This window comes from Blautia sp. JLR.GB0024, from assembly GCF_037000545.1.
In the GTDB taxonomy this organism is placed as follows: domain Bacteria; phylum Bacillota; class Clostridia; order Lachnospirales; family Lachnospiraceae; genus Blautia; species Blautia celeris.
This window is the reverse complement of the sequence record NZ_JBANBF010000004.1, coordinates 307384-328078: the sequence shown is the minus strand read 5'-3', so window position 1 is coordinate 328078 and position 20695 is coordinate 307384. Positions and strand designations below refer to the sequence as shown.

Sequence of the window (20695 nt, the reverse complement as noted above, 5' to 3'; positions counted from 1 at the left end):
ATGCGGCAGAGGCTTTAATACCTCTTGTCGCATTTAATTTTAAAACTTATCGAAATCGTTGTTTTTTCACTGTCTGTACAAATTCATTGTTATTGCGGGTGTGTGCGAACATATTTAAGATGTTCTCAAGGGCATCATCTGCCTTCATTCCGTTCAGGGCTTTGCGCATGATATCCACTGCCTCATGCTCCTCTTTTGTGAGCAGAAGATCCTCTCTTCTGGTACCTGATTTGGAAATATCAATAGCCGGGAATACGCGCTTTTCCTGAAGTCTTCTGTCCAGAACCAGCTCCATGTTGCCGGTACCCTTGAACTCCTCGTAAACCACATCATCCATCTTGCTTCCGGTATCCACAAGGGCTGTGGCAAGGATCGTCAGGCTTCCGCCCTCTCTCATATTTCTGGCAGCACCGAAGAAGCGCTTTGGCATGTGCAGCGCCGCCGGGTCAAGACCGCCGGACAGCGTACGGCCGCTTGGCGGAACGGTCAGGTTGTAGGCTCTTGCCAGCCTTGTAATACTGTCTATGAATATGGTAACATCTTTCTTATGCTCCACCAGACGTTTTGCACGTTCTATGGTCATTTCGGAAACTCGCTTGTGGTGTTCCGGCAGCTCGTCAAAAGTGGAGTAGATGATCTCCACATTCGGTCCCTGAATGGCTTCCCTGATATCTGTTACCTCCTCAGGCCGCTCATCGATCAGCAGGATGATCAGGTGCATCTCCGGATTGTTTTTCAAAATGGATTTGGCAGCGTCTTTTAAGAGGGTTGTCTTACCTGCTTTCGGAGGAGACACAATCATACCCCTCTGCCCTTTGCCGATTGGGCTGACTAAGTCCACAATACGCATGGCAAGGCTTCCGCCCGGACGCTCCAGGTGCAGTCTCTCATTGGGGAATATAGGGGTCATGTCCTCAAAATTCAGCCTGCGCATCTCATTCGGTTTGATTCCGTTAATGGATGTCACGTAAAGGAGGGCAGAAAACTTTTCGTTCTGGCTCTTCACTCTTGTATTACCCCGGAGAATATCCCCGGTCTTCAGATTAAATCTGCGGATCTGTGAGGGAGACACATACACGTCGTTCTCACCCGGCAGATAATTCTCACTTCGGATAAACCCATAGCCGTCCGGCAGCACTTCCAGAATGCCGCTCACACTCATGCCGCTGTCCAAGTCTGACTGCTCCATAGGCGGGCGCTCTGTACGGCTCTCCTGCTTTTCTTCTTTTCTGACGTAGGTGCGGGACTCCTGACGATCTTCCTGACGGCCGGACGTTCTTGTCTCCTGGCGCTCTTCCTGGCGGCCGGATGCTCTTGTCTCCTGGCGCTCTTCCTGGCGGCCGGATGCTCTTGACTCCTGGCGTTCTTCTGCCTTGCCCGCTCTTGACCCATTTCTGGATTCCTGTTCGCTTTCCTGGGGAGCACTGCTCTCCTTCATCTGGCGCTCCTTGTCATCTTCCTGCACCATGCGCTCCACCAATTCACTTTTTTTCAGGGTGGAAATTCCTCTCATTCCTCTGGCCTTGGCAATTTCTTTTAATGCCCCCAAAGACAGGGACTCATATTTTTCTCTCATTATATTAATCCTTTCTTTAAAAATCGCAACAAATGGGTAATCGTCTGATTCGACATGAATAGATCTATGAATATTTCTCTTTCTTCTATAATCCTACCATACTTTCTGGAAAAAAGCAAAAGAATAATATGCAATTTATAATTTTTTTCTTCCGGTGTCTTATTGTCATCTGCCCTTACTTATTTTATAATATAATAAAAGAAAAGGAGGCTGTTTTTTATGAAATTTCAAATGATACATGAGAATTATAATGTAGCTGACTTGTCACGCTCTCTGACATTTTACCAGGAGGCACTGGGGCTTACGGAAAAAAGACGCATCACCGCGGATGACGGTTCCTTTATCATTGTGTACGTGGGAAATGATACTACAGACTTTGAACTGGAACTGACATGGCTCCGTGACAGAGAAGAACCATACAGCCTGGGCGACAATGAATTCCATCTGGCATTTCAGGCTGATAACTATGAGGAGGCTCATGCGCTTCACGAAAAAATGGGCTGCATCTGTTTTGAAAACCACGATATGGGCATCTATTTCATCGCGGACCCGGACGGCTACTGGCTGGAGGTTGTTCCTGCCAAATAATACACCGCAGGTCTGCAGGATATCCTGTATCCGAAGGGCTGCTGCATCAGGCCGATGGCTTCTGATGCAGCAGTCCTTTTTTATACAGGTAAGCTGTAAAGTACTGCTCCTTCACATTGCTGTCAGTTCATGCTGATTCTCGGAATCTCCTGGCCCCGCAGAAGTATTCTGGGGCCTCCGGTGTGTTCAATATATTCCTTTGTGATTATGACTTCCCCGATATTCTCATCCTTTGGAATCTCATACATAATATCCAGCATATATTCCTCCAGGATCGCGCGCAGGGCTCTGGCACCTGTATGTTTCTCCAGGGCCATCTTCGCAATCGCACCAAGGGCTCCGTCGTCAAATTCCAGCTTCACCTCATCCAGTGCCAGCAGCTTCTGGTACTGTTTTAAAATGGCGTTCTTAGGCTCCTTGAGAATCTGCACCAGCATCTCCTCTGTCAGACCGCTGAGTGTGAAGATAATGGGAAGACGTCCCAAAAACTCCGGAATCATGCCGAACTTTTTCAGGTCATCCACGATCACCTTATCCAGTATATTGGCATCATGGTCATACTTGTCTTTCAGGTCAGCAAAGAAACCGATGGATGCCTGCTTATTCAGACGCTCCTTGATAATATTCTCCAGATCCGGAAAGGCACCGCCGCAGATAAAGAGAATATTCTTGGTATCCACAGTGGTCAGAGGCACCATGGCATTCTTGCTGTTGGCTCCCACCGGAACCTCCACCTCACTGCCCTCCAGCAGCTTCAGCATTCCCTGCTGTACGGCCTCACCGCTTACGTCTCTCTGGTTCGTGTTCTTTTTCTTTGCGATTTTGTCAATCTCATCAATAAAAATGATTCCGTGCTCTGCACGCTCCACATCATTGCCTGCCGCTGCCAGAAGCTTGCTGACAACACTCTCAATATCATCGCCGATATATCCTGCCTCAGTCAATGAGGTAGCGTCTGTGATCGCCAGGGGTACATCTAAAAGTCTTGCCAGTGTCTTGACCAGGTAAGTCTTGCCGCTTCCTGTCGGCCCGATCATCAGCATATTGGACTTTTCAATTTCAATATCATCCGCCCTGTCCGCAAATACTCTCTTATAATGGTTGTAGACAGCTACTGACATGACCTTCTTGGCCCGTTCCTGTCCGATCACGTATTCATCCAGGCTGGCTTTTATTTTGTGGGGCGCCGGGATACTTCGGATGTCAAATGCCTTGGATGCTGTATTTTCCTGCTTTGGTTCCTCTTTTTTCTTTTTCACCCGCTGACGCTTTGGAATCTGGTTCTGCAGCGTGTTCAGATCGATCATGCTCACGTTGGGCATGTTCTTCATTAAATCGTTATAGTCAATCGGTGCGTTGTTCATGGTGTCAAAGCTTTTCTGCATGCATTCCACACAGATATGGATATCGTTTGGCAGGTCAATCATTTTCCCTGCTTTGCTCTCCGGCCTTCTGCACATGAAACAGATTTTTTCATAGTCTTCCTCGTCATTTGAGGAATTATCTGCGGTTAACTTGTCTTTTTCGGATTTCTCCAAATAGTCCTTATCGTCTGCCATTTCCTATTCTCCCTGCCTTTTCTATATAAAATTTGATTATTAGTGATTTTTTGTATCTGTTCAGTAAACTGAATCGTTACATTTTTCTATCGTTTGTGGGTATCTTATCACAAATTCATATGAGTAACAAGTAAACTTTTCATTAACTGCCTGTAAAGCCGGCGAAGAAAAAGGCATCTGCCTGCACACTTCCATGTACAGGCAGACACCTCTGTCTGCTGTTTTTTAACTTTAACGGCTCTTTTCCTCTTCCTGGGTTGTTGTCTTGGCGTCTTTCTTGGCCCCCAGTGTTACGGTTATGGTCTGTTCTTTGTACTCACCGTTCTGGGCACGTGAGATAACGAAATCCACGCTCTCCCCTGCTTCGTAATACTGCAGTCTCTCGATCAGCTCATCTCTGGTATTCAGGCTTGTTCCGTCAATTTTCAGGATGACATCGCCCTTCTGGATACCGGCCTGTGCTGCCGGACCGTTTTCTTCCAGGCTGTATACGAAGACACCTACAGGCATACCGTACACCTGAACTGCCTCGGATGTCACATCCGTACATGTGATGCCGAGATATGATGCTTTATTTTCATCTTCCACTTTATATCTGGTCTCTTTGCTCATCAGGTCATCCAGGATCGGTTCTGCTTTGGAGATTGGAATCGCGAAGCCCACACCCTCCACTTCATTGGAGGCGATTTTCGCTGAATTGATGCCCACCAGCTCCCCATTCATATTCAGAAGGGCGCCGCCGCTGTTGCCCGGATTGATGGCTGCGTCTGTCTGGATAAATGTGCTGTCTGCATTCTCAGAGCTCACCTGACGGTTCAGGGCACTTACATAACCGCTGGTCACAGACTGCCCGTATCCCAGAGCATTGCCGATAGCCACTACTTGGTCACCCATAGTCAAAGAGTCGGAATCACCGATGGTGGCTACTTTGATCTCCTCCAGAATATCCTGAGGGATATCGGAAAGCTTTACAGAGATAACTGCAAGGTCATTATCAGCATCCGTACCTTTTACCTGAGCTGCCACTGCACTGCCCGGACTTTCAGCATCTTCCCCGTCAACATCCTGGTCGCTGCTGGTTTTCTCCACCTGGGAGCTTGTAACCGCGCTGCCGTCCTGATTGGTGAAAAATACCGTCAGGGAATCCGCGCCGCTCACCACATGATTGTTGGTGGCGATCAGAAGCTCTGTGTCATTCTGGCTCACAATGATTCCTGAACCACTGCTCTTTTCCTCCTGCGGCTGCTGTCCGTAGAAATATTTATAAATATCCGGAAGCTCCTGAACGCTCACACCTACAATGGAGACAATGGAAGGCATGGCATTCTTTGCCACCTGCGCTACAGTCGCACCGGATGTGTTGGAGCTGCCGGTGCTGATTGCATCCTTTCCCTTTGCGGGAGTATCTCCTGTTGTCTGAGTGTTTTCTATTTTTACATTCTCTTTCGGGTTTACTTTATCGCCCACATAATTGGTGGCCTGGAAGACAACGCCTGCCACCAGACCGAACACGGCCGCACAGGCTGCCGCTGTTCCCAGTTTCTTACCGATTCCGCCCTGGGATTTTCTGGGCTTTTCTTTTTTATTGTTTTCCGGAGGAATGGGGGAGGTAAATTTATAGGAATCATAGTTTTTCTTCCGTTCCTTCTCATACCATTCTTCTTTTCCGGACTCGCTTTTGTAGGACCTGGCATATACAGGATTTTCCGGCGTAGGGGCCGGCGCAGGTTCCTCTGCTCTCTGCTGTCCGCCTGCCGGCTGCTGAGGATCACCGGCTTCAGCCGCTCCTGACGCTGTATCTGTATTTCCATATACCGGTGTACCTGAAGCCGCTTCTGCGTTTCCATAACCCGGTGCTGTCTGCTCCTGCTCTGTTGTTTTTTCTTCTGCGGCTTCTTTCATGGTAAAGTTTACGCTGCCCGGAGTTTCCGTAATGGAAGGATTTTCTTCCGGTCCCTTATGTTCTTCCGCCATGCCGCGGTTCTCATTCATGCCCTCATTGAATTCTTCACTCATGATACATTCTCCCTTCACTGCTATCTATCCTGAAATATCTTACTATTTATCTTTCTGAAACATAGTCTACCAGCCATTTGTGTTCAAATTGTGATAAAACAGCAAAGAAAAAATGAAATTCTATTCTACAGTTACAGATTTTGCCAGGTTTCTCGGTTTATCCACATCCAGCCCTTTTCCGAGAGATACATAGTACGCAAAAAGCTGAAGAGGTACCACTGCCAGAGAATTGGTGAAATATTTATTTGTCTTTGGCAGATAGATCACATAATCCGCTGTTTTTTCAATTTCTGTATTGCCTACATTGGTCACAGCCAGCACGAAGGCGCCTCTTGTCTTGACCTCCTGGATATTGCTGAGGGTTTTCTTGTAAAGCTCCTCCTGGGTGGCAACCGCTGTCACAAGCGTATCCTCCTCGATCAGGGAAATGGTGCCGTGCTTTAATTCCCCTGCAGCATACGCCTCGGAATGGATATAGGAGATCTCTTTTAATTTCAGGGAGCCCTCCAGGGAAATGGCGTAATCCAGGCCCCTGCCGATGAAAAATACATGCTCTGTAGCCAGATAACGGTTGGCGAATTTCTGGATTCTCTTCTTATTCTCCAGAAGCATCTCAATCTGTCCCGGAAGCTTCTTCAAATCCTCCACCATCTCTGCCATCTGCACGTCGTCAATCTCACCTCTGGCCTTTGCAAATTTCAGAGCCAGCAGATAATGGGCGATGAGCTGTGTGCTGTATGCCTTGGTGGTGGCAACCGCAATCTCCGGGCCGGCCCAGGTATACATCACATTGTCCGCTTCCCTGGCGATGGAGCTTCCCACCACATTGACGATCCCCAGTACCCGGATTCCATGCTCTTTTGCCTCCCGGAGAGCTGCCAGGGAGTCCGCAGTTTCTCCTGACTGACTCACAATGATCGCCAGGGTATCCGGCTCATAGATGGGATGGCGGTAGCGGAACTCACTTGCCAGATCCACCTCAACCGGAATTCTCGCCAGCCCTTCAAACACATATTTTGCGGACACACAGGTATGGTAAGCGGAACCGCAGGCGATCATGTAGATCTTGCGGATGCTGCGGATCTCGTCGTCAGACATTCCCAGCTCCTCAATGACCACATTTCCATCCTTAATGCGGGGATTAAGAGTGTCGCCGACAGCCTGGGGCTGTTCATACATCTCCTTGAGCATAAAGAACTCATAGCCGCCTTTTTCCGCAGCGTCAATATCCCATTCAATTGTGGTGGGCGTTTTCTCCAGCTCCTCCTCATCAATATTGTAGAAGGTAATGTCATCCTTTGTCATGCAGACAATCTCTTCATTTTCAATAAAATATACATCTCTGGTGTATTTCAGCACTGCCGGAACATCGGAGGCGATCAGATTGCCCACGCTGCTTCTTCCCACGATGAGAGGACTGTCTTTCCGCACTGCATAGAGTTTATCCGGCTGATCACTGAACATGATGCCCAGTGCATAGGAACCTTCCATGCGGTGCATGATTTTTGCGATCGTCTCTAACGGGTCCCCTTTATAGTAATAATCCAAAAGGTGAGCAATGATCTCTGTGTCAGTCTCTGACACAAATTCATAGCCTTTGGATTCCAGTTTCTTCTTCAGTTTCATATAGTTCTCGATAATTCCATTATGTACCACTACGATGGATTTATCTTTATTGAAATGGGGATGGGCATTGACATCGGACGGAGAACCGTGGGTAGCCCATCTGGTATGTCCGATTCCTACTGTTCCCGGCAGGGTTGCTCCGCCGTGGGTGAGCTCATCCAGAATTTTCAGCCTTCCCATGGATTTCATCATCTCAATGGTCGTTCCGTTATAGACAGCAATTCCCGCGGAATCGTATCCTCTGTACTCCAATTTCTCCAGGCCTTCCAGCAAAATAGGTGCTGCCTGTTCTTCTCCGATATAACCAACTATTCCACACATAATCATTTCCTCCATGTAAGTAACCGGATGCAAAACATGTATTCTTTGTCTTATTATCCGGCATATTTGTCCTTCTATCCATGAAACATGGCCTATTTTAGCAGATTATTGTGTTGATGTCCAGTAAGAAGCGTTCATCGTGCAAAATTTTATTATGGATTTTGGGAGGCGGCGGTAGGATTTTCCCATCCGGTATCCCAGAAATTTAAATCCGCTTTTCACCACCAGCTCCCCTATAAGCCAGGGCTTGTGTATCTTACATAGGTATCCTGCCGTCTGTTTTACCAAACGGATCCCCTCGCTCTCAGAGCGGATGCCGGCAAAGACTTCCGGGTGGTCAGCCTGAGAGACTGCCAGGTCAAAATTGCGTCTGAACTGCTGCATACATCCATAGTTGTGGGAATGGACTACCCTGGCATCTGCCCGGTAAGCCACACTGCCTCCATCCAGGATCAGCCGTCCGGCAAAGATCATGTCCTCATTGAAAATGGTATGCGTTATAAATCCGCCCAGCTTCTCATATGCACTTCTTCTGTAGGCCGCACATACATTGGAACAGAAAAAGGTTTTGATTCCTAGCTCCGGCAGGTCTTCCCTGCTCTTTATCCTGCTTTTTGCCGGGTAATTGAAGGAACGTGTGTACTTTTCTATGATCCTGCAGTCCCTGTCCGCAAGCTGTCTGCCATAGGCTGCCCCCACCTGCGGATCCTGAAAGGGCTTTACCAATTCTTCCACCACATGTTCATCATATGGCACCGCGTCCTGTGTAAAGAAGACCAGAATATTGCCTGTGGTCATGGCTGCTGCCCTGGCTCTTGTTCCGCCGTGGTCAAAGTCCTCTTTTTTCAAATGCTCCACCCGGACATTCTCCATCCCCAAAACCCAGGTATCTTTCCAGTATTCTTTTTCCGTGTTCATGATCAGGATCTCTTTTATGGGATAGGTCTGCCTTTTCAGGCCTTCCACCAGTTTTCTGAATTTTTCATCCGGTTTGTATACCGGTATTATCACTGACACTGTATAGGAATCCATAGAATTTCTCCTCTATATGGCACAAGGGGATGCTGCGTTATCCACACAACATCCCCTGCCGCTTTTCTCATTTTTTATTCGCTGTAATTGTCATCCTCGTTGTTATAGCCGTCACCGGATTCTCCGGAACTGCCGCTGCCGGAGCCGTCATCACCGCTGCCTTCATATCCGTTGTCATAGTTATTGCCGGATTCTCCTGAATCACCGGAATCATTATAATCATCACCGCTGTTGTAATCAGAGGAACCACTGTCACCATAATCGGAAGACCCGCTGTCATTGTAATCAGAGGATCCGCTGTCGCTGTAATCAGAAGATCCGCCGCCGCTGTAATCAGAGGATCCGCTGTCACTGTAGTCGGAATAATCGCTGTAATCACTGTCATCCGTATCACTGTAAGTGCTTGTTCCGCTGCTTGACTGCGTATCGGCAGAGCCGTCATAGGTAGAAGCTCTGTCACTGATAAGCGCCTTCTGTTCATCACTCACATAGGAGTTTCCGAATCCCGTATGTCCTGCTATATAATCGCTTCTCTGTTTTACTATGTCAGAGGGTTCATAAGCCTGATCACCGAACAGGAACTGATGGAGTGCCTTAACATTGGTCTCCAGTGTTGTCGGTACCACACAGTCAAGGCCAATGGCGTTCTTAACCTCATCGCCCATTAAACTGCTGTTGGGGAATCCGCTGGTCTCACCCAGTTTATAGGACAGGATACCCATTCCCAATTTAATCAGTTCGCTCTTGCTGAAGTCTGTTGCGATCATCGGAAATACCTGATCCATAATATCATTCAATGTAGACAGGCTGGCTTTTTTCGCTTTTTCCACAATAAGGGAAATGATATATCTCTGACGCTCTGTACGCCTCATATCCCAGCCGCTGGTATATCGAATACGGCAATATGATGTAGCCTGTACACCGTTTAGATGAAAAGAACCTAAAATCTCTGATTCCTGTTTATCATCACCCGGGTATTCCGGCATTTCAATCGGCTCATAATCCATACCTGTCACTTCTGAAGTCTCTACACAGTAGTCATTCATATTCTTGAGCTCAACATATGTCATTTCCACATCCAGACCGCCCAGACAATCAATTGCCGTAGCCAGAGCCTTGAAATTAACGGCCACATAATTGGTAATATTCAAATCCAGGTTTGTGTTGATCATGGACATTGCCTGTGTCGGCCCGCCGTTGTTATATGCTGCATTACATTTGGTATACTTGTCATTGCCAATATTTAAATAGGTATCCCTGTAAAGAGAAACCAGTTTTACTTCCTTCGTGTCATTGTTAATGCTGGCAATGATCGTGGTATCACTCTGTCCTGATTTTACGTCTTCTTTCCTGTTATCCACACCAAACAAGGCAATATTGGTAAATCCCTTCAGCGTCTTACTGCCAACCACTGCCTCATTGACTTCGACCTTGCTGGCCTCATCTGAGCTGGTGTCAATATCCAGTTTATTCATCTTTTCATTGACTTTTGCGTATATGAAGAGTCCGCCCACCAAGATCAGCAGTACAAACAGTTCAATACCAAAAAGCACTCTTCTTTTTCTGCGCCTTCTGACGCTTTTGTTCTTTTTTGCCATTTCACTTCCCCTTATTTACTAATAAGCGTTTTTGTTTACAAAGCCTTTAAAAACTGTGAGAAACAGTATCTTAATGTCAAGTCCAATGGTCCAGTTTTCAATGTAGTACAGGTCATACTCAATTCGTTTACGGATGGAGGTGTTTCCCCTGTATCCATTCACCTGCGCCCATCCTGTAAGTCCTGGGCGTACCTGATGCTTGATCATGTATCTGGGAATCTCTTCCCGGAACTTCTCCACAAAGAAGGGGCGCTCCGGTCTGGGACCAACCAGACTCATTTCTCCGCGCAGTACATTGAAAAGCTGAGGCAGTTCGTCGATACTTGTCTTTCTCATAAATTTGCCGAAATTAGTGACCCGTGGGTCATCCTTAACGGTCCAGGCTTTTTTCTCCTCTTCGGGCGGCTGCACATCCATGGAGCGGAATTTGTACATCATGAAATTCCTGTTGTGCAGACCCACCCTCTCCTGCTTATAAATAAGCGGCCCGGGAGATGTGAGTTTTATCATGATCACCGAGAAAAGCATAACCGGTGAAAACAATACAATTGCGGCCAGCGCGCCTCCCAGATCCATAATGCGCTTGATCAGGGCATTGAACGTATTGGAAAGCGGCACATATCGGATATTGATGACCGGCAGTCCCAGAATGTCCTCCGTATAAGGCTTTGTGGGAATAATGCGGTTATAATCCGGTATAAACTTCGTGTGTACTCCTGATTTTTCACAGAGAGCCACAATCTGTTCCAGACGGTAATATTCATTCAGTCCCAGAGTGATGGCAATCTCATCCAGATGATTCTGCGGCAGAATCACCATAAGGTTGGCAATCCGTCCTAGCACCTTGATTCCCTTATACTCTGTACCGGCTTCAATATGATCATCCAGAATCCCCCGCACCTTATATCCCCACTGGGGATTGGCGAGAATGCGGTCAATGTATTCCTCTGCTGCACGACTGTATCCAACTAAAAGTACATGCTTCTGATTATATCCCTTGGAGCGCATCTGGCGAAGCCCCAGTCGTATGAGGTTCCTGGACAGCGTCTCCAGAAAAATATTGACCACATAAAAAATAAAAATCACATGACGGGAGAAATCTATCTGCTTGACCAGATATAAAACTCCCACAAACAGGAACATCCCAATGGTATTGGCCTTGATGATATTGGACAGTTCCAGTCTCCGCCCCTGCATACGCTTAGGCGTATACATGTTAAACGCATAATTTAATATCAAATATCCGGGTACAATGAACAGCAGTGCTGACATATAGACCCGGAAAGGTAATCTTCCTACATTGTCGTTCAGGAAAGGTACATAAAACTTAATGACCCAAGCCAGAAAATAAGAGAGTGCAATCACAAAAGCATCGATCACCACCTGCAGACGGTTAAAATGCTTCTGGTTCTCTTTTATCAAGGTTTATCACCTTCTCTTCTTAATAATTCGCAGCCACTTATCCTTTACTGTATCAGCCGGCTACGATAATTCTAACTAATAATACTATAATTTTAACAAAAAGGCAACAAAACATTTTCTGAAGACTCCTTAAGGAGGCGGAAAAACGGCGTTTTGCAGGATTTTTTACTGCAAAACGCCGTTTTTTCTTGTAACATTATTTAATATTTTTGTTACATTCTTCCAATTTTTCCACCAGTTCCCTGCAGATTTCTTCTGCGCTTTTTTTGTCCGTATTGACAATAAAATCGGCTGCTGCCATATATTTTTCTCTGCGTTTTTCCATAAGCGAACGGATGTACTCCACAGTCTTTCTGCCCTCAATGACCGGACGGTCGTGGCTGTCCTTCACCCGCTCCAAAATCACCTCCGGAGAAGCTGACAGCAAGGCCACCCTGCCGTTTTTTTTCATCTCCGCAACATTGCGCTCCCGCATGGGTACGCCGCCGCCGCAGGATATGACCACATTTTTCCGGTCCTGCAGCTCTATCAAAAGCTCTGTCTCCAGACTGCGGAAGTATTCCTCTCCGCGCGTCTCAAAAATCATCGGTATGCTCATGTTCTCCCTCTCGGAGATAAGCTGGTCCATCTCCACCACTTCCAGGCCGTACCTTTCACTCAGTGTGCGGGCAACGGTGGATTTCCCTGCTCCCATAAATCCGATCAGGACAATATTACAGCCAAAATCTTTCTTATCTCTCATGTTGCTTCCCCTGTTTCTCTTTATGAATGTAAAGTAATGAATTTATTATAGCAGAAACAGGAAAAATAGCAATTCTTTTTTCATCACATATTAAACAGATCGTTGAACGCCTCACTCATGGTGGGATGTGTATAGATCTGATCGCGCAGCACCTGATACGGAGCGCCGAGATCCATTGCCAGTTTTATGGTGTTGATCATCTCATAGGACTCCTCGCACAGAAGCATGGCTCCCAATATCTGGCCTGTCTCCTCATGGATCACTGCCTTTAACATACCCTGAGGATTCTTCAGAACCTGGGCTTTTGGAATGGCAGCCGCGGGAAGTTTGGCTATTTTCACCGGAATATCCGCTTTTCTGGCTTCTGTTTCACTCATGCCCACCCGGGAATAGGACGGAGAGATAAACACACTGTAGGGAACCGCTTTTCTTTTGGAAAGCCCGTAGCTGCCGCCGATCATGCGGGACCAGATGATCCTGAAATCATCCAGGGATGTATAGGTAAACTGCAGGCCTCCGTGCACGTCACCCATGGCCCAGATATTATCCGCTGTGGTCTTCAGTTCATCATCCACCACCACTGCGCCCCGCTGATTCAGCTCTACTCCCGCTCGTTCCGGGTGCAGCCCCTCCGTATTGGGTTTTCTTCCTGTTGCGATCAGCACCGCATCTGCTTCCAGGATTTCCTCTTCACCTTTATAGGTGAGCTTCACCAGCGCATGGCCGTCTGCCTGGGCGATTTCCCAAATCCTGGATCCCAGCTTGAAGGTTACGCCGCGGCTTTCCAGCACGCCCTGTATGGCTTCCGCTACGTCCCTGTCCTCTCTCGGAATCAGCACTTCCCCATCCTGCAGAACCGTCACCTCTGTGCCGAAGCCGGAATACATGGAGGAGAATTCCAGACCGATATAACCGCCGCCCACGATCACAAGACGTTTCGGATATTCTCTCAGATCCATCAGTGTGGCACTGGTATGTACATAGGGATTCCCCTCCAGACCCTTGATTGGCGGAATCACAGGGGTTCCTCCTGTGTTGATAAAGATTTTCTCCCCTTCGATCTCAAAGGTCTCAAGAGCTGTCTTCACCTCCACAACCGTATTGGAGACAAAGGATGCGGTCCCGTTAAATACATCCACATTGTCCAGGTCATCCAGTTTCCTGAAATTCTTTTCCCTGAGCATAGCGGTGAGCCGTCTCTTTTCATCAATGGCTGCCTCATAATCCGCAGCCCTCTCCTCCGGGGAAGCCTCTTTTTTATTAAATGCCAGTCCGGAGCTTCTGACCAGGGATTTTGACGGGATACATCCCACATTGATACAGGTTCCGCCGTACATACCTGCATCCTTCTCAATCATCGCCACCTTTTTTCCCTGCCCTGCCAGCTTGCCTGCCAGTGTCTTGCCGCCCTTGCCAAATCCGATGATTACCGCATCATATTTTTTCATATTCATTCACCTTTCTTCTCTGTGAAATATTTTATTGTCAATATCGGCTATTGTGATTCTGCACAGCTTCTCTCTGCACACTTCATTGAGCTGTCCGTAAATGTCATCCATAATATCTGCCATACCCGAAGCTACCATACAATTCATATCCGGATTGCCGGATTTCCAGGACGCACACACCGCCTCAATCTCCAGCGCGTCGTAAATCATGGCAAGATTCACATCCGCTGCCTTCATGGAAGTATGGTATCCTCCGTTCTGTCCCTCTTTTGTGGCAATAAGCTCCTTCTTTTTCAGTTTTGCCATGACCTTCCGGATGCGTGCCGGATTGGTACAGACATTCTTTGCCAGCTCTTCACTGGCCAGAGTCTCCTGTTTGTGGTTCAAATAAACCAATGCATGTACCGCGATCGCAAATTCACTTGTCATTTCACTCACCCTCACTCTTGTTCTTTTTCCTTATTCTTTTTCATAGTTGTGCATATAGCACCGCGTTTACAGCTCTTGATACAGTCACCGCAGCGGATACACTCCCTGCTGTTTGGGGTTTCCCATACCCGTATATCCATCTTGCAGGCTCTCTGGCAGCTCCCGCACCGGTTGCATTTTGTCTCGTCCACCTGATACCGGTACAGGGCAATGGGATTAAACAGCCCGTAAATGGCACCCAGAGGACACAGGTATTTGCAGAACGGCCTGTATACCATAATGGACAGGAGCACCACTGCAGCCAGGATTGCCGCCTTCCAGGCAAACAGAAAACCGATGGCCCCTCTCAGGTCTTCATTTAAAAGTACCAGGGGAATACCGGCTGTCAGGGTTCCGCTTGGACAGATAAACTGACAGAACCATGGACTTCCCTGCCCGATGATATCCACATAAAACATGGGCAGCAGAATGACAAACACCACTAATATCACATATTTCAGCCATACCAGCCACTTATGTCCGGGCAGGTTCTTCCTCTTTCTGTTTCTGAAAAAGGGAATCTTATAAAGCAGATCCTGGATCAGTCCAAAAGGACACAGCCACCCGCATACAAATCTTCCGATCAGAGAACCGATAAAGATCAGAAAACCTATGATGTAAAAGGAAAACCGGTAATTCCGGCTTCCCAGCACTGCCTGCAGGGAACCGATGGGACAGGCCCCCAGCGCTCCCGGACAGGAGTAGCAGTTAAGCCCCGGCACACACAGCGCCTTGGTGGGACCTTTATATATTTTTCCTTTGATAAATCCCAAAACATAGCCGTTGGTCAGTGCCGTAAATCCCACCTGCACGATCAGCCGCATTCTGTTTCGGATCTTCTGCAAAAATTCAGCCAATTCCTATACACTCCAGACATATATTCACTGCTTTTGTAAACACGGTATCCACTTCCCCCCGGCTTGCGCCAAATATAATAAATGCCGCTGCCGCCACAAGAAGCAGACTCCTTAAAACTGCTGCCTTTCTCCTACTCATTCTGCACCTTCTCAAGCATTTTGTCTATCACTGCAATCCACTGTTTCTTACTTTTCGCCCCGGGATAAGTCTCCCCTACCTGGTTTCCGTTCTTATCCAGGAAAATAGTTGTGGGCACAACCTGGGCGTTTCTCAAGATTCTGTACTGCATATTGGCATCATTCGGTATGACAAGATGTGTATAATCCGCCTCTGTTTTATCCACAATTTCAAGTGCTGTCTCATCCTCCGGCTGGCTCACATCACTGATGATCCCAACCATCCGGAAGCCCTTATCCGCATATTCCCGGCTCAGTTCCCCAAGATCCGGCATCTCTCTGATACACGGTCCGCAGAACGTTCCCCAAATATTCACCATAGTCAGGTCCGCCTCAGCAAATATGTCCTGATTCACATCCTTTCCGTCCAGCGTCTTGGTCTTAAACTCGCCGAAGATCTCATTTTTATCGGTCTCATTCTCCGCATCTGCCTGCTGATCCTGACTTTTTTCCTGACTCTCAGTCTGCTGATCCTGGCCTGCATCCTGGTCATCAGCTTTCTGTCCATCTTCTTTGGCACTGTCCTTATTCTCCTGCTGTCCGTCAGTCTGCGCCTTATCAGCTGCATCCTCACCGGCACTTTTTGAGGTCACGCTTCCGTCCTTCTGGCTTCCCGCGTTCTCTTCTGTCTGTGTCTCGGTCTTAGTTGTACTGTCTTCTTTATTTCCACACCCGGCAAGCACCCCGGCTGTTACCAGAGCTGTCACCGCCATTGCCATTAAATATTGTCTCCGTCTTCTCATGGTCCAACCTCCATATTGTTATTCTCTTTGTTACAGTTCATACTGAAATTATATTAGTTACAGTTCCAAATGTCAAGTCTTTTTCCCATATATTTTTCTAATGTAACAAAGTCACAGTTGCTGTTTCACGGATAAGTAGTCGGTTCAATTTAAAACTGCCGGAAGGAAACAGCCCTATAGCCATTCCCGCCCGGCAGCCTTTCAGCTCTGCACTCTTTTAAATTTTTCACATCTTAGGTGAGATCACATACTTCCCTTTTGCCCTCACCTCCGGCCTGCTCAAAATTTCTTCTAATTTATCCAGACTGCACACCTCATACACCATACTGCTCACATCCAGCCTTCCTGAATTGATCAGGTCCAGCGCCCTCTTCTGTGTATAGGGATTGATATAAGAAGCCTTCAGCACCAGCTCCTTCTGGAAGACCTGAAACGGCTTCACAGCAATCTCCTCATCCGGCTTCGTCAGCCCGAACATCATGACAACCGCCTTATTCCCCGCGATCTCTATCGCCTGCTCAATGGTGGATGGGCGGCCTACACACTCGATCACCACATTCACCCAGTCCATTCCGTTCTCTGCAAGGCGCTCCTTCACATCTTCCTTTACAGGGTCAATACACACATCAGCCCCCAGCTTTCTTCCCACTTCCCTCTTATTCTCCACCGGCTCTAAAAGCGCCACCTTGGCAGCCCCAGCCAGCTTTGCAAGCTGAAGCATAAGAAGACCAATCATCCCTCCGCCGATGATGACCACCTGTTGTCCCGGCTGGATCTCACACATGTCAATTCCGTGGAGGCAGCAGGCCACCGGTTCTGCCATGGCTCCCTGCTCAAAGGTAGTATTCTCTCCCAGAAGATACACCTGTCTCTCATCCACTGCACAGTATTCCGCAAAACCGCCGTTTACCGTTGTACCGTATCCCATCATATTTTCACAGAAATGGGCAACTCCGTTTCTGCAGGGATCACAGGCTCCGCAGTAACAGTTCGGGTCAATGCAGACTCTGTCCCCGGCCTTATACTTCTTCACTTCACTTCCCACTTCCCTGATCACGCCGGAAAATTCATGTCCTAAAATAGTGGGAGGCGTTACCTCTGCAGCTCCTTTATCCCCTTCATAAATATGTACATCTGTTCCGCACACACCGCATGCCTCCACCTGGATCAGCACATCATGAGGCCCAACCTCAGGCATCGGATGCTCCTCCACTCTCAGATCATGTTTTCCGTAAAATACTGCACTCTTCATCCCTATTTCCTCCACTTTCTCAGTTTTCTATACTTTCGCTCTGAACTTATGGTTATGTCTTACGCATAAGTTCACTATATAGCAAGGTGCGAAAAAATACAATAGACATTTATACCAATATTCTTCTGCGATTTTTATCCAAAATGCTGCAGCCGCCCGTTACCAGATACCGTTTCCCCCTTCTCCGCCCCTTTCGTTTTGAATCCCCACTTGTCATTTCCCCCTGTCCATACTAAAATAGAGACAGATATTCCCCGGGAGGAACTTTTATGAATACAACAGGCATGACCACAATGGAAATCAAAAAAATAAATAAGAGCAAAGTCTACCACCTTATCTATGAAAGCCGCACCATATCCAAGCAGGGGATCGCCGCTGCCCTGCAGATGGGCATGAACACAGTGACCCAGAACCTGAAGCTTCTGGAAGAGGAAGGGCTCATCGAACGGAAAGGATACTTTGAATCCACAGGCGGAAGAAAGGCCCATGCAATCCGTATCCTTCCGGACGCCAAAATCGCACTGGGCATTGAAGTGCTCAGAAAGACCCTGCACATGGCTGCCATAGACCTGTACGGCAATATTCTGTATCAGGAATCCTGCGCCCTTCCCTTTGAAGCCTCAGACGCCTACTGTGAACAGGTGGGCAGAAGACTCACCGCCTTTGTGGATAAATACGGCATAGAAAAAGAACATATCTTAGGGGCCTCCATTGCCATTCAGGGACTTATCTCCCCGGACGGAAGCACTGTAAGCTACGGAAGGATACTGGAGCATACGGGCATGAAGCTCTCTGACTTCTCCCGCTATATCCCATACCCCTGCCGTCTGGAACACGACTCCAAGGCTGCCGCCTATCTGGAGACCTGGCATCAGGAAAAATTCCGGGATTCCATTGTAGTTCTTCTGAACCAAAACCTGGGCGGCGCGGTCATTATAAACGGAAAGGTCCACACAGGCCTTGGCATGCACAGCGGGTCCATTGAACACATGTGCATTCAGGCTGACGGCCCGCTCTGTTACTGCGGGGAACACGGCTGTCTGGAAACCTACTGTTCCGCGGACAGTCTGGAACGGGCGGCGCAGACGGATATCCCCTCCTTTTTCCGGGAGCTGCGCCGTGGAAATTCCGCGTTTGCAGCGATATGGGAGGACTATCTGGATCACCTGGCCTTTGCCCTCTGCAACCTGAACGTTATACTTGACTGCCGCATCATCATCAGCGGCTACCTGGCTCCTTATATTACAGGGGAAGATGTGGTGCAGCTTACCAAACGCATACAGGACAGCTCCCCGTACAGTCTCCCGGATGATTTTATCTTTTTGAGCACCCACGGACAGCTTGCTCCGCCGGTCGGCGCAGCACTTTCTTATATCGATCAGTTTCTGCAGACAATTTAAGGGTATGGGAACCGCATTCCTGCGCGGTTTCCATACCCTTTCCACTATTCCTCATAAAAACAGACCTGGTTCTTGCCTCTTTTCTTCGCCTCGTATAAAGCCTTATCTGACTTCCGGTACAGAACCGGCTGTGTGACACCGTCCTTCGGAACAGAGGCCACGCCTATGCTGACAGACAGCTTACATCCGCTGAATTCTTTTGGCAGGCTGCTTTGGAAATTATCCATGAGCTGTTCTGCTTTTCTGCTTATCTTCTGGCGTTCATTGACATTTTTCATAAACACCACAAACTCATCGCCGCCCAGACGCCCGATAAAGTCATCGCCCCGGAAGGTATTTTTCAGACAGGCTGCGAAAAGCTGCAGCACTTTATCTCCGTTTGGATGACCGAAGGTATCATTCACATTTTTAAAATTATCCAGATCCATGATCATGAACGCTCCTGCGCTGCCGCTCTCCGTTATGACACTCTCCACTTCCTGTTCCAGAGCTCTTTTATTCTTCAGCCCTGTCAGCGGGTCCCTGCTGGCACTCTGCACAGCCTCCGAGAGCTGCTGCATCTGACGGCTGATATCAATAAAGGCGCACTGCACCACCAGAGCCCCCTCCTGCATCTGCACATCAAAGTTTCCATAGGCCCATTTGCGCTGTCCGTCCCTGCACAGAATCAGAAATTCTCTGGAGATAAGTCCTTCTTTCAGCTTCAAAAACCATTCCCTGTCCTCCTCCTCTAAAACGGGCTGCAGGAATCTGCCGTATCTCTCCTCATAATCCTCCATAGTGTATTCCATAAACTGATAAAACCCGTCATTGGAATCCAGTATAGACAACTTATCATCCAGACGGAAACGCACGATCGCACTGGGCACTGTCCGGTAAATGGAGCGGATATTCTCATATGCCCGTCTGATCTGTCTGTGGTTCTTGCGCCGGCCGTTCAGCATTCCAAACGCCATAAGCCCCAGCACCAGAAGAATGAACACGCAGTAAAAGGCTGTGCCGTCAATGACGTTCCGCGTCTTGACATCCACCACATTACACGGAACCACCAGCAGCAGATACCAGTCATTGATGCCTGTGGCAGTGTATTCCAGTATAAAATCCTCACCGCTTTTCTGATAGCGTATGTATCCGTTCTCTCCCTTCTGCATGTTGTCCGTAAATTTTTCCAGGTCCGGGGCGGTAAAATCCCTGCTGATCACATGCTTCAGATCCTCCAGCACATTCTGCCTGGCGTCCCCTTTGGCTGAGTGCACCAGGACCTCGCCTTTGGAGTCCGTGATATAATTGTACCCTTCCCCGTTGAAATAGCGAATGGACATGAGATGCTCCAGCTCATCCATGGTATACTGCCCGAGCACAAGCCCCTGTATCTCCCCGTCCCGGTAAATGGGCACACTGATGACCATGGTACGGCTGCTTCCGTCCTCAGCCACATAGCTCTCCACCGAGCTTTGGCCCTGAAGAGCCTTTTGAAAATACGCACGGTCCTTTACCAGGATCTGCTGTTCCATGCCGTTATAATACATGATGCCGTCCAAATCTACCACGGCAAGCCTTGTAAAGCGTGTAATGCCTGACTTCTGTTCCAGAATATCCAGGACCCTCTGAGAATGGATTGATGTTTTCTGGCCGCCTATGGAGTCTGAGATTCCTTCCAGATACAGATAGTCGTTGTCGACCCTCTCATTGATCAGCTTGATGCTCTGCTGGGCAAGCTCCTGCGCATAGGCGTTCGTCTCTTTTTCCAGAATGTCATGAATGTAAGTACCGTAATAAAAAGAGGCGCCGATAATGACCCCCACCGTCAGGATAAGGAGGCCGGCTGTTATCCATCTTTTTTTCTTCTGCATAACATTCCTTCTTCCCG

17 protein-coding genes are annotated in these 20695 nt (G+C 48.1%); 2 read left to right on the top strand and 15 right to left on the bottom strand.

All coding sequences use genetic code 11. The features are described 5' to 3' along the window. Positions 1 to 46: 46 nt before the first annotated feature. Positions 47 to 1576, bottom strand: a complete 1530-nt coding sequence (gene rho / locus V8Q34_RS12315) for a transcription termination factor Rho (protein WP_335835547.1) — start codon at positions 1574 to 1576, stop codon at positions 47 to 49. A gap of 219 nt (positions 1577 to 1795) precedes the next feature. Here rho and V8Q34_RS12310 point away from each other — a divergent pair, with 219 nt between their 5' ends. Next, on the top strand, positions 1796 to 2164 hold the full coding sequence (locus tag V8Q34_RS12310; protein ID WP_033141271.1) for a VOC family protein: 369 nt from the start codon (positions 1796 to 1798) through the stop codon (positions 2162 to 2164). A 122-nt stretch (positions 2165 to 2286) separates the two neighbouring features. Here V8Q34_RS12310 and clpX read toward each other — a convergent pair whose 3' ends face one another. The 13 genes from clpX to V8Q34_RS12245 form a co-directional block, all read right to left on the bottom strand. Next, a complete protein-coding gene (gene clpX, locus V8Q34_RS12305) occupies positions 2287 to 3723 on the bottom strand; it encodes an ATP-dependent Clp protease ATP-binding subunit ClpX (RefSeq protein WP_033141272.1) in 1437 nt (478 codons plus the stop codon). A gap of 231 nt (positions 3724 to 3954) precedes the next feature. Beyond that, positions 3955 to 5739 carry a S1C family serine protease gene (locus V8Q34_RS12300; protein ID WP_335835546.1) on the bottom strand — a complete coding sequence of 595 codons (1785 nt, stop codon included), beginning with the start codon at positions 5737 to 5739 and terminating at the stop codon, positions 3955 to 3957. Between the two features lie 120 nt (positions 5740 to 5859). Beyond that, a complete protein-coding gene (gene glmS, locus V8Q34_RS12295) occupies positions 5860 to 7686 on the bottom strand; it encodes a glutamine--fructose-6-phosphate transaminase (isomerizing) (protein ID WP_335835545.1) in 1827 nt (608 codons plus the stop codon). Positions 7687 to 7791: 105 nt separating this feature from the next. Beyond that, positions 7792 to 8718: a glycosyltransferase gene (locus V8Q34_RS12290; protein WP_335835544.1), complete on the bottom strand. Its 927-nt coding sequence runs from the start codon at positions 8716 to 8718 to the stop codon at positions 7792 to 7794. Between the two features lie 74 nt (positions 8719 to 8792). Beyond that, a complete protein-coding gene (locus V8Q34_RS12285; protein ID WP_335835543.1) occupies positions 8793 to 10316 on the bottom strand; it encodes an LCP family protein in 1524 nt (507 codons plus the stop codon). Between the two features lie 18 nt (positions 10317 to 10334). Then, positions 10335 to 11738: an undecaprenyl-phosphate glucose phosphotransferase gene (locus V8Q34_RS12280; RefSeq protein ID WP_033141276.1), complete on the bottom strand. Its 1404-nt coding sequence runs from the start codon at positions 11736 to 11738 to the stop codon at positions 10335 to 10337. A 196-nt stretch (positions 11739 to 11934) separates the two neighbouring features. Continuing rightward, positions 11935 to 12480 carry a shikimate kinase gene (locus V8Q34_RS12275; RefSeq protein ID WP_335835542.1) on the bottom strand — a complete coding sequence of 182 codons (546 nt, stop codon included), beginning with the start codon at positions 12478 to 12480 and terminating at the stop codon, positions 11935 to 11937. Between the two features lie 83 nt (positions 12481 to 12563). Continuing rightward, the gene (locus V8Q34_RS12270) at positions 12564 to 13928 is read right to left on the bottom strand and encodes an FAD-dependent oxidoreductase (RefSeq protein WP_148393160.1); all 1365 of its coding nucleotides are present in this window, start codon (positions 13926 to 13928) and stop codon (positions 12564 to 12566) included. Positions 13929 to 13934: 6 nt separating this feature from the next. Then, positions 13935 to 14357: an RrF2 family transcriptional regulator gene (locus V8Q34_RS12265; protein WP_033141316.1), complete on the bottom strand. Its 423-nt coding sequence runs from the start codon at positions 14355 to 14357 to the stop codon at positions 13935 to 13937. An 11-nt stretch (positions 14358 to 14368) separates the two neighbouring features. Next, the gene (locus tag V8Q34_RS12260) at positions 14369 to 15220 is read right to left on the bottom strand and encodes a 4Fe-4S binding protein (protein ID WP_227209866.1); all 852 of its coding nucleotides are present in this window, start codon (positions 15218 to 15220) and stop codon (positions 14369 to 14371) included. Between the two features lie 25 nt (positions 15221 to 15245). Continuing rightward, positions 15246 to 15392, bottom strand: a complete 147-nt coding sequence (locus V8Q34_RS12255; protein WP_181014437.1) for a CD1871A family CXXC motif-containing protein — start codon at positions 15390 to 15392, stop codon at positions 15246 to 15248. Further along, the gene (locus V8Q34_RS12250) at positions 15385 to 16173 is read right to left on the bottom strand and encodes a TlpA family protein disulfide reductase (protein ID WP_335835541.1); all 789 of its coding nucleotides are present in this window, start codon (positions 16171 to 16173) and stop codon (positions 15385 to 15387) included. The genes V8Q34_RS12255 and V8Q34_RS12250 overlap by 8 nt, the downstream gene beginning before the upstream one ends. 226 nt (positions 16174 to 16399) lie before the next feature. Then, entirely contained in the window at positions 16400 to 17425 is a 1026-nt protein-coding gene (locus V8Q34_RS12245; protein ID WP_033141278.1) for a zinc-dependent alcohol dehydrogenase family protein, read from the bottom strand. A 269-nt stretch (positions 17426 to 17694) separates the two neighbouring features. Between V8Q34_RS12245 and V8Q34_RS12240 the strand changes: the two genes are divergently transcribed. Next, positions 17695 to 18825, top strand: a complete 1131-nt coding sequence (locus tag V8Q34_RS12240; RefSeq protein WP_148393162.1) for an ROK family transcriptional regulator — start codon at positions 17695 to 17697, stop codon at positions 18823 to 18825. A gap of 44 nt (positions 18826 to 18869) precedes the next feature. On the opposite strand, the gene V8Q34_RS12235 is transcribed toward V8Q34_RS12240, so the two are convergent. Then, positions 18870 to 20678 carry a sensor domain-containing diguanylate cyclase gene (locus tag V8Q34_RS12235; protein ID WP_335835539.1) on the bottom strand — a complete coding sequence of 603 codons (1809 nt, stop codon included), beginning with the start codon at positions 20676 to 20678 and terminating at the stop codon, positions 18870 to 18872. Positions 20679 to 20695 lie beyond the last annotated feature (17 nt).

Coding starts and splice junctions, on each gene's coding strand:
- rho (WP_335835547.1), bottom strand. CDS start 1,576: ATGAGAGAAAAATATGAGTCCCTGTCTTTGGGGGCATTAAAAGAAATT.
- V8Q34_RS12310 (WP_033141271.1), top strand. CDS start 1,796: ATGAAATTTCAAATGATACATGAGAATTATAATGTAGCTGACTTGTCA.
- clpX (WP_033141272.1), bottom strand. CDS start 3,723: ATGGCAGACGATAAGGACTATTTGGAGAAATCCGAAAAAGACAAGTTA.
- V8Q34_RS12300 (WP_335835546.1), bottom strand. CDS start 5,739: ATGAGTGAAGAATTCAATGAGGGCATGAATGAGAACCGCGGCATGGCG.
- glmS (WP_335835545.1), bottom strand. CDS start 7,686: ATGTGTGGAATAGTTGGTTATATCGGAGAAGAACAGGCAGCACCTATT.
- V8Q34_RS12290 (WP_335835544.1), bottom strand. CDS start 8,718: ATGGATTCCTATACAGTGTCAGTGATAATACCGGTATACAAACCGGAT.
- V8Q34_RS12285 (WP_335835543.1), bottom strand. CDS start 10,316: ATGGCAAAAAAGAACAAAAGCGTCAGAAGGCGCAGAAAAAGAAGAGTG.
- V8Q34_RS12275 (WP_335835542.1), bottom strand. CDS start 12,480: ATGAGAGATAAGAAAGATTTTGGCTGTAATATTGTCCTGATCGGATTT.
- V8Q34_RS12270 (WP_148393160.1), bottom strand. CDS start 13,928: ATGAAAAAATATGATGCGGTAATCATCGGATTTGGCAAGGGCGGCAAG.
- V8Q34_RS12265 (WP_033141316.1), bottom strand. CDS start 14,357: ATGACAAGTGAATTTGCGATCGCGGTACATGCATTGGTTTATTTGAAC.
- V8Q34_RS12260 (WP_227209866.1), bottom strand. CDS start 15,220: ATGCGGCTGATCGTGCAGGTGGGATTTACGGCACTGACCAACGGCTAT.
- V8Q34_RS12255 (WP_181014437.1), bottom strand. CDS start 15,392: ATGAGTAGGAGAAAGGCAGCAGTTTTAAGGAGTCTGCTTCTTGTGGCG.
- V8Q34_RS12250 (WP_335835541.1), bottom strand. CDS start 16,173: ATGAGAAGACGGAGACAATATTTAATGGCAATGGCGGTGACAGCTCTG.
- V8Q34_RS12245 (WP_033141278.1), bottom strand. CDS start 17,425: ATGAAGAGTGCAGTATTTTACGGAAAACATGATCTGAGAGTGGAGGAG.
- V8Q34_RS12240 (WP_148393162.1), top strand. CDS start 17,695: ATGAATACAACAGGCATGACCACAATGGAAATCAAAAAAATAAATAAG.
- V8Q34_RS12235 (WP_335835539.1), bottom strand. CDS start 20,678: ATGCAGAAGAAAAAAAGATGGATAACAGCCGGCCTCCTTATCCTGACG.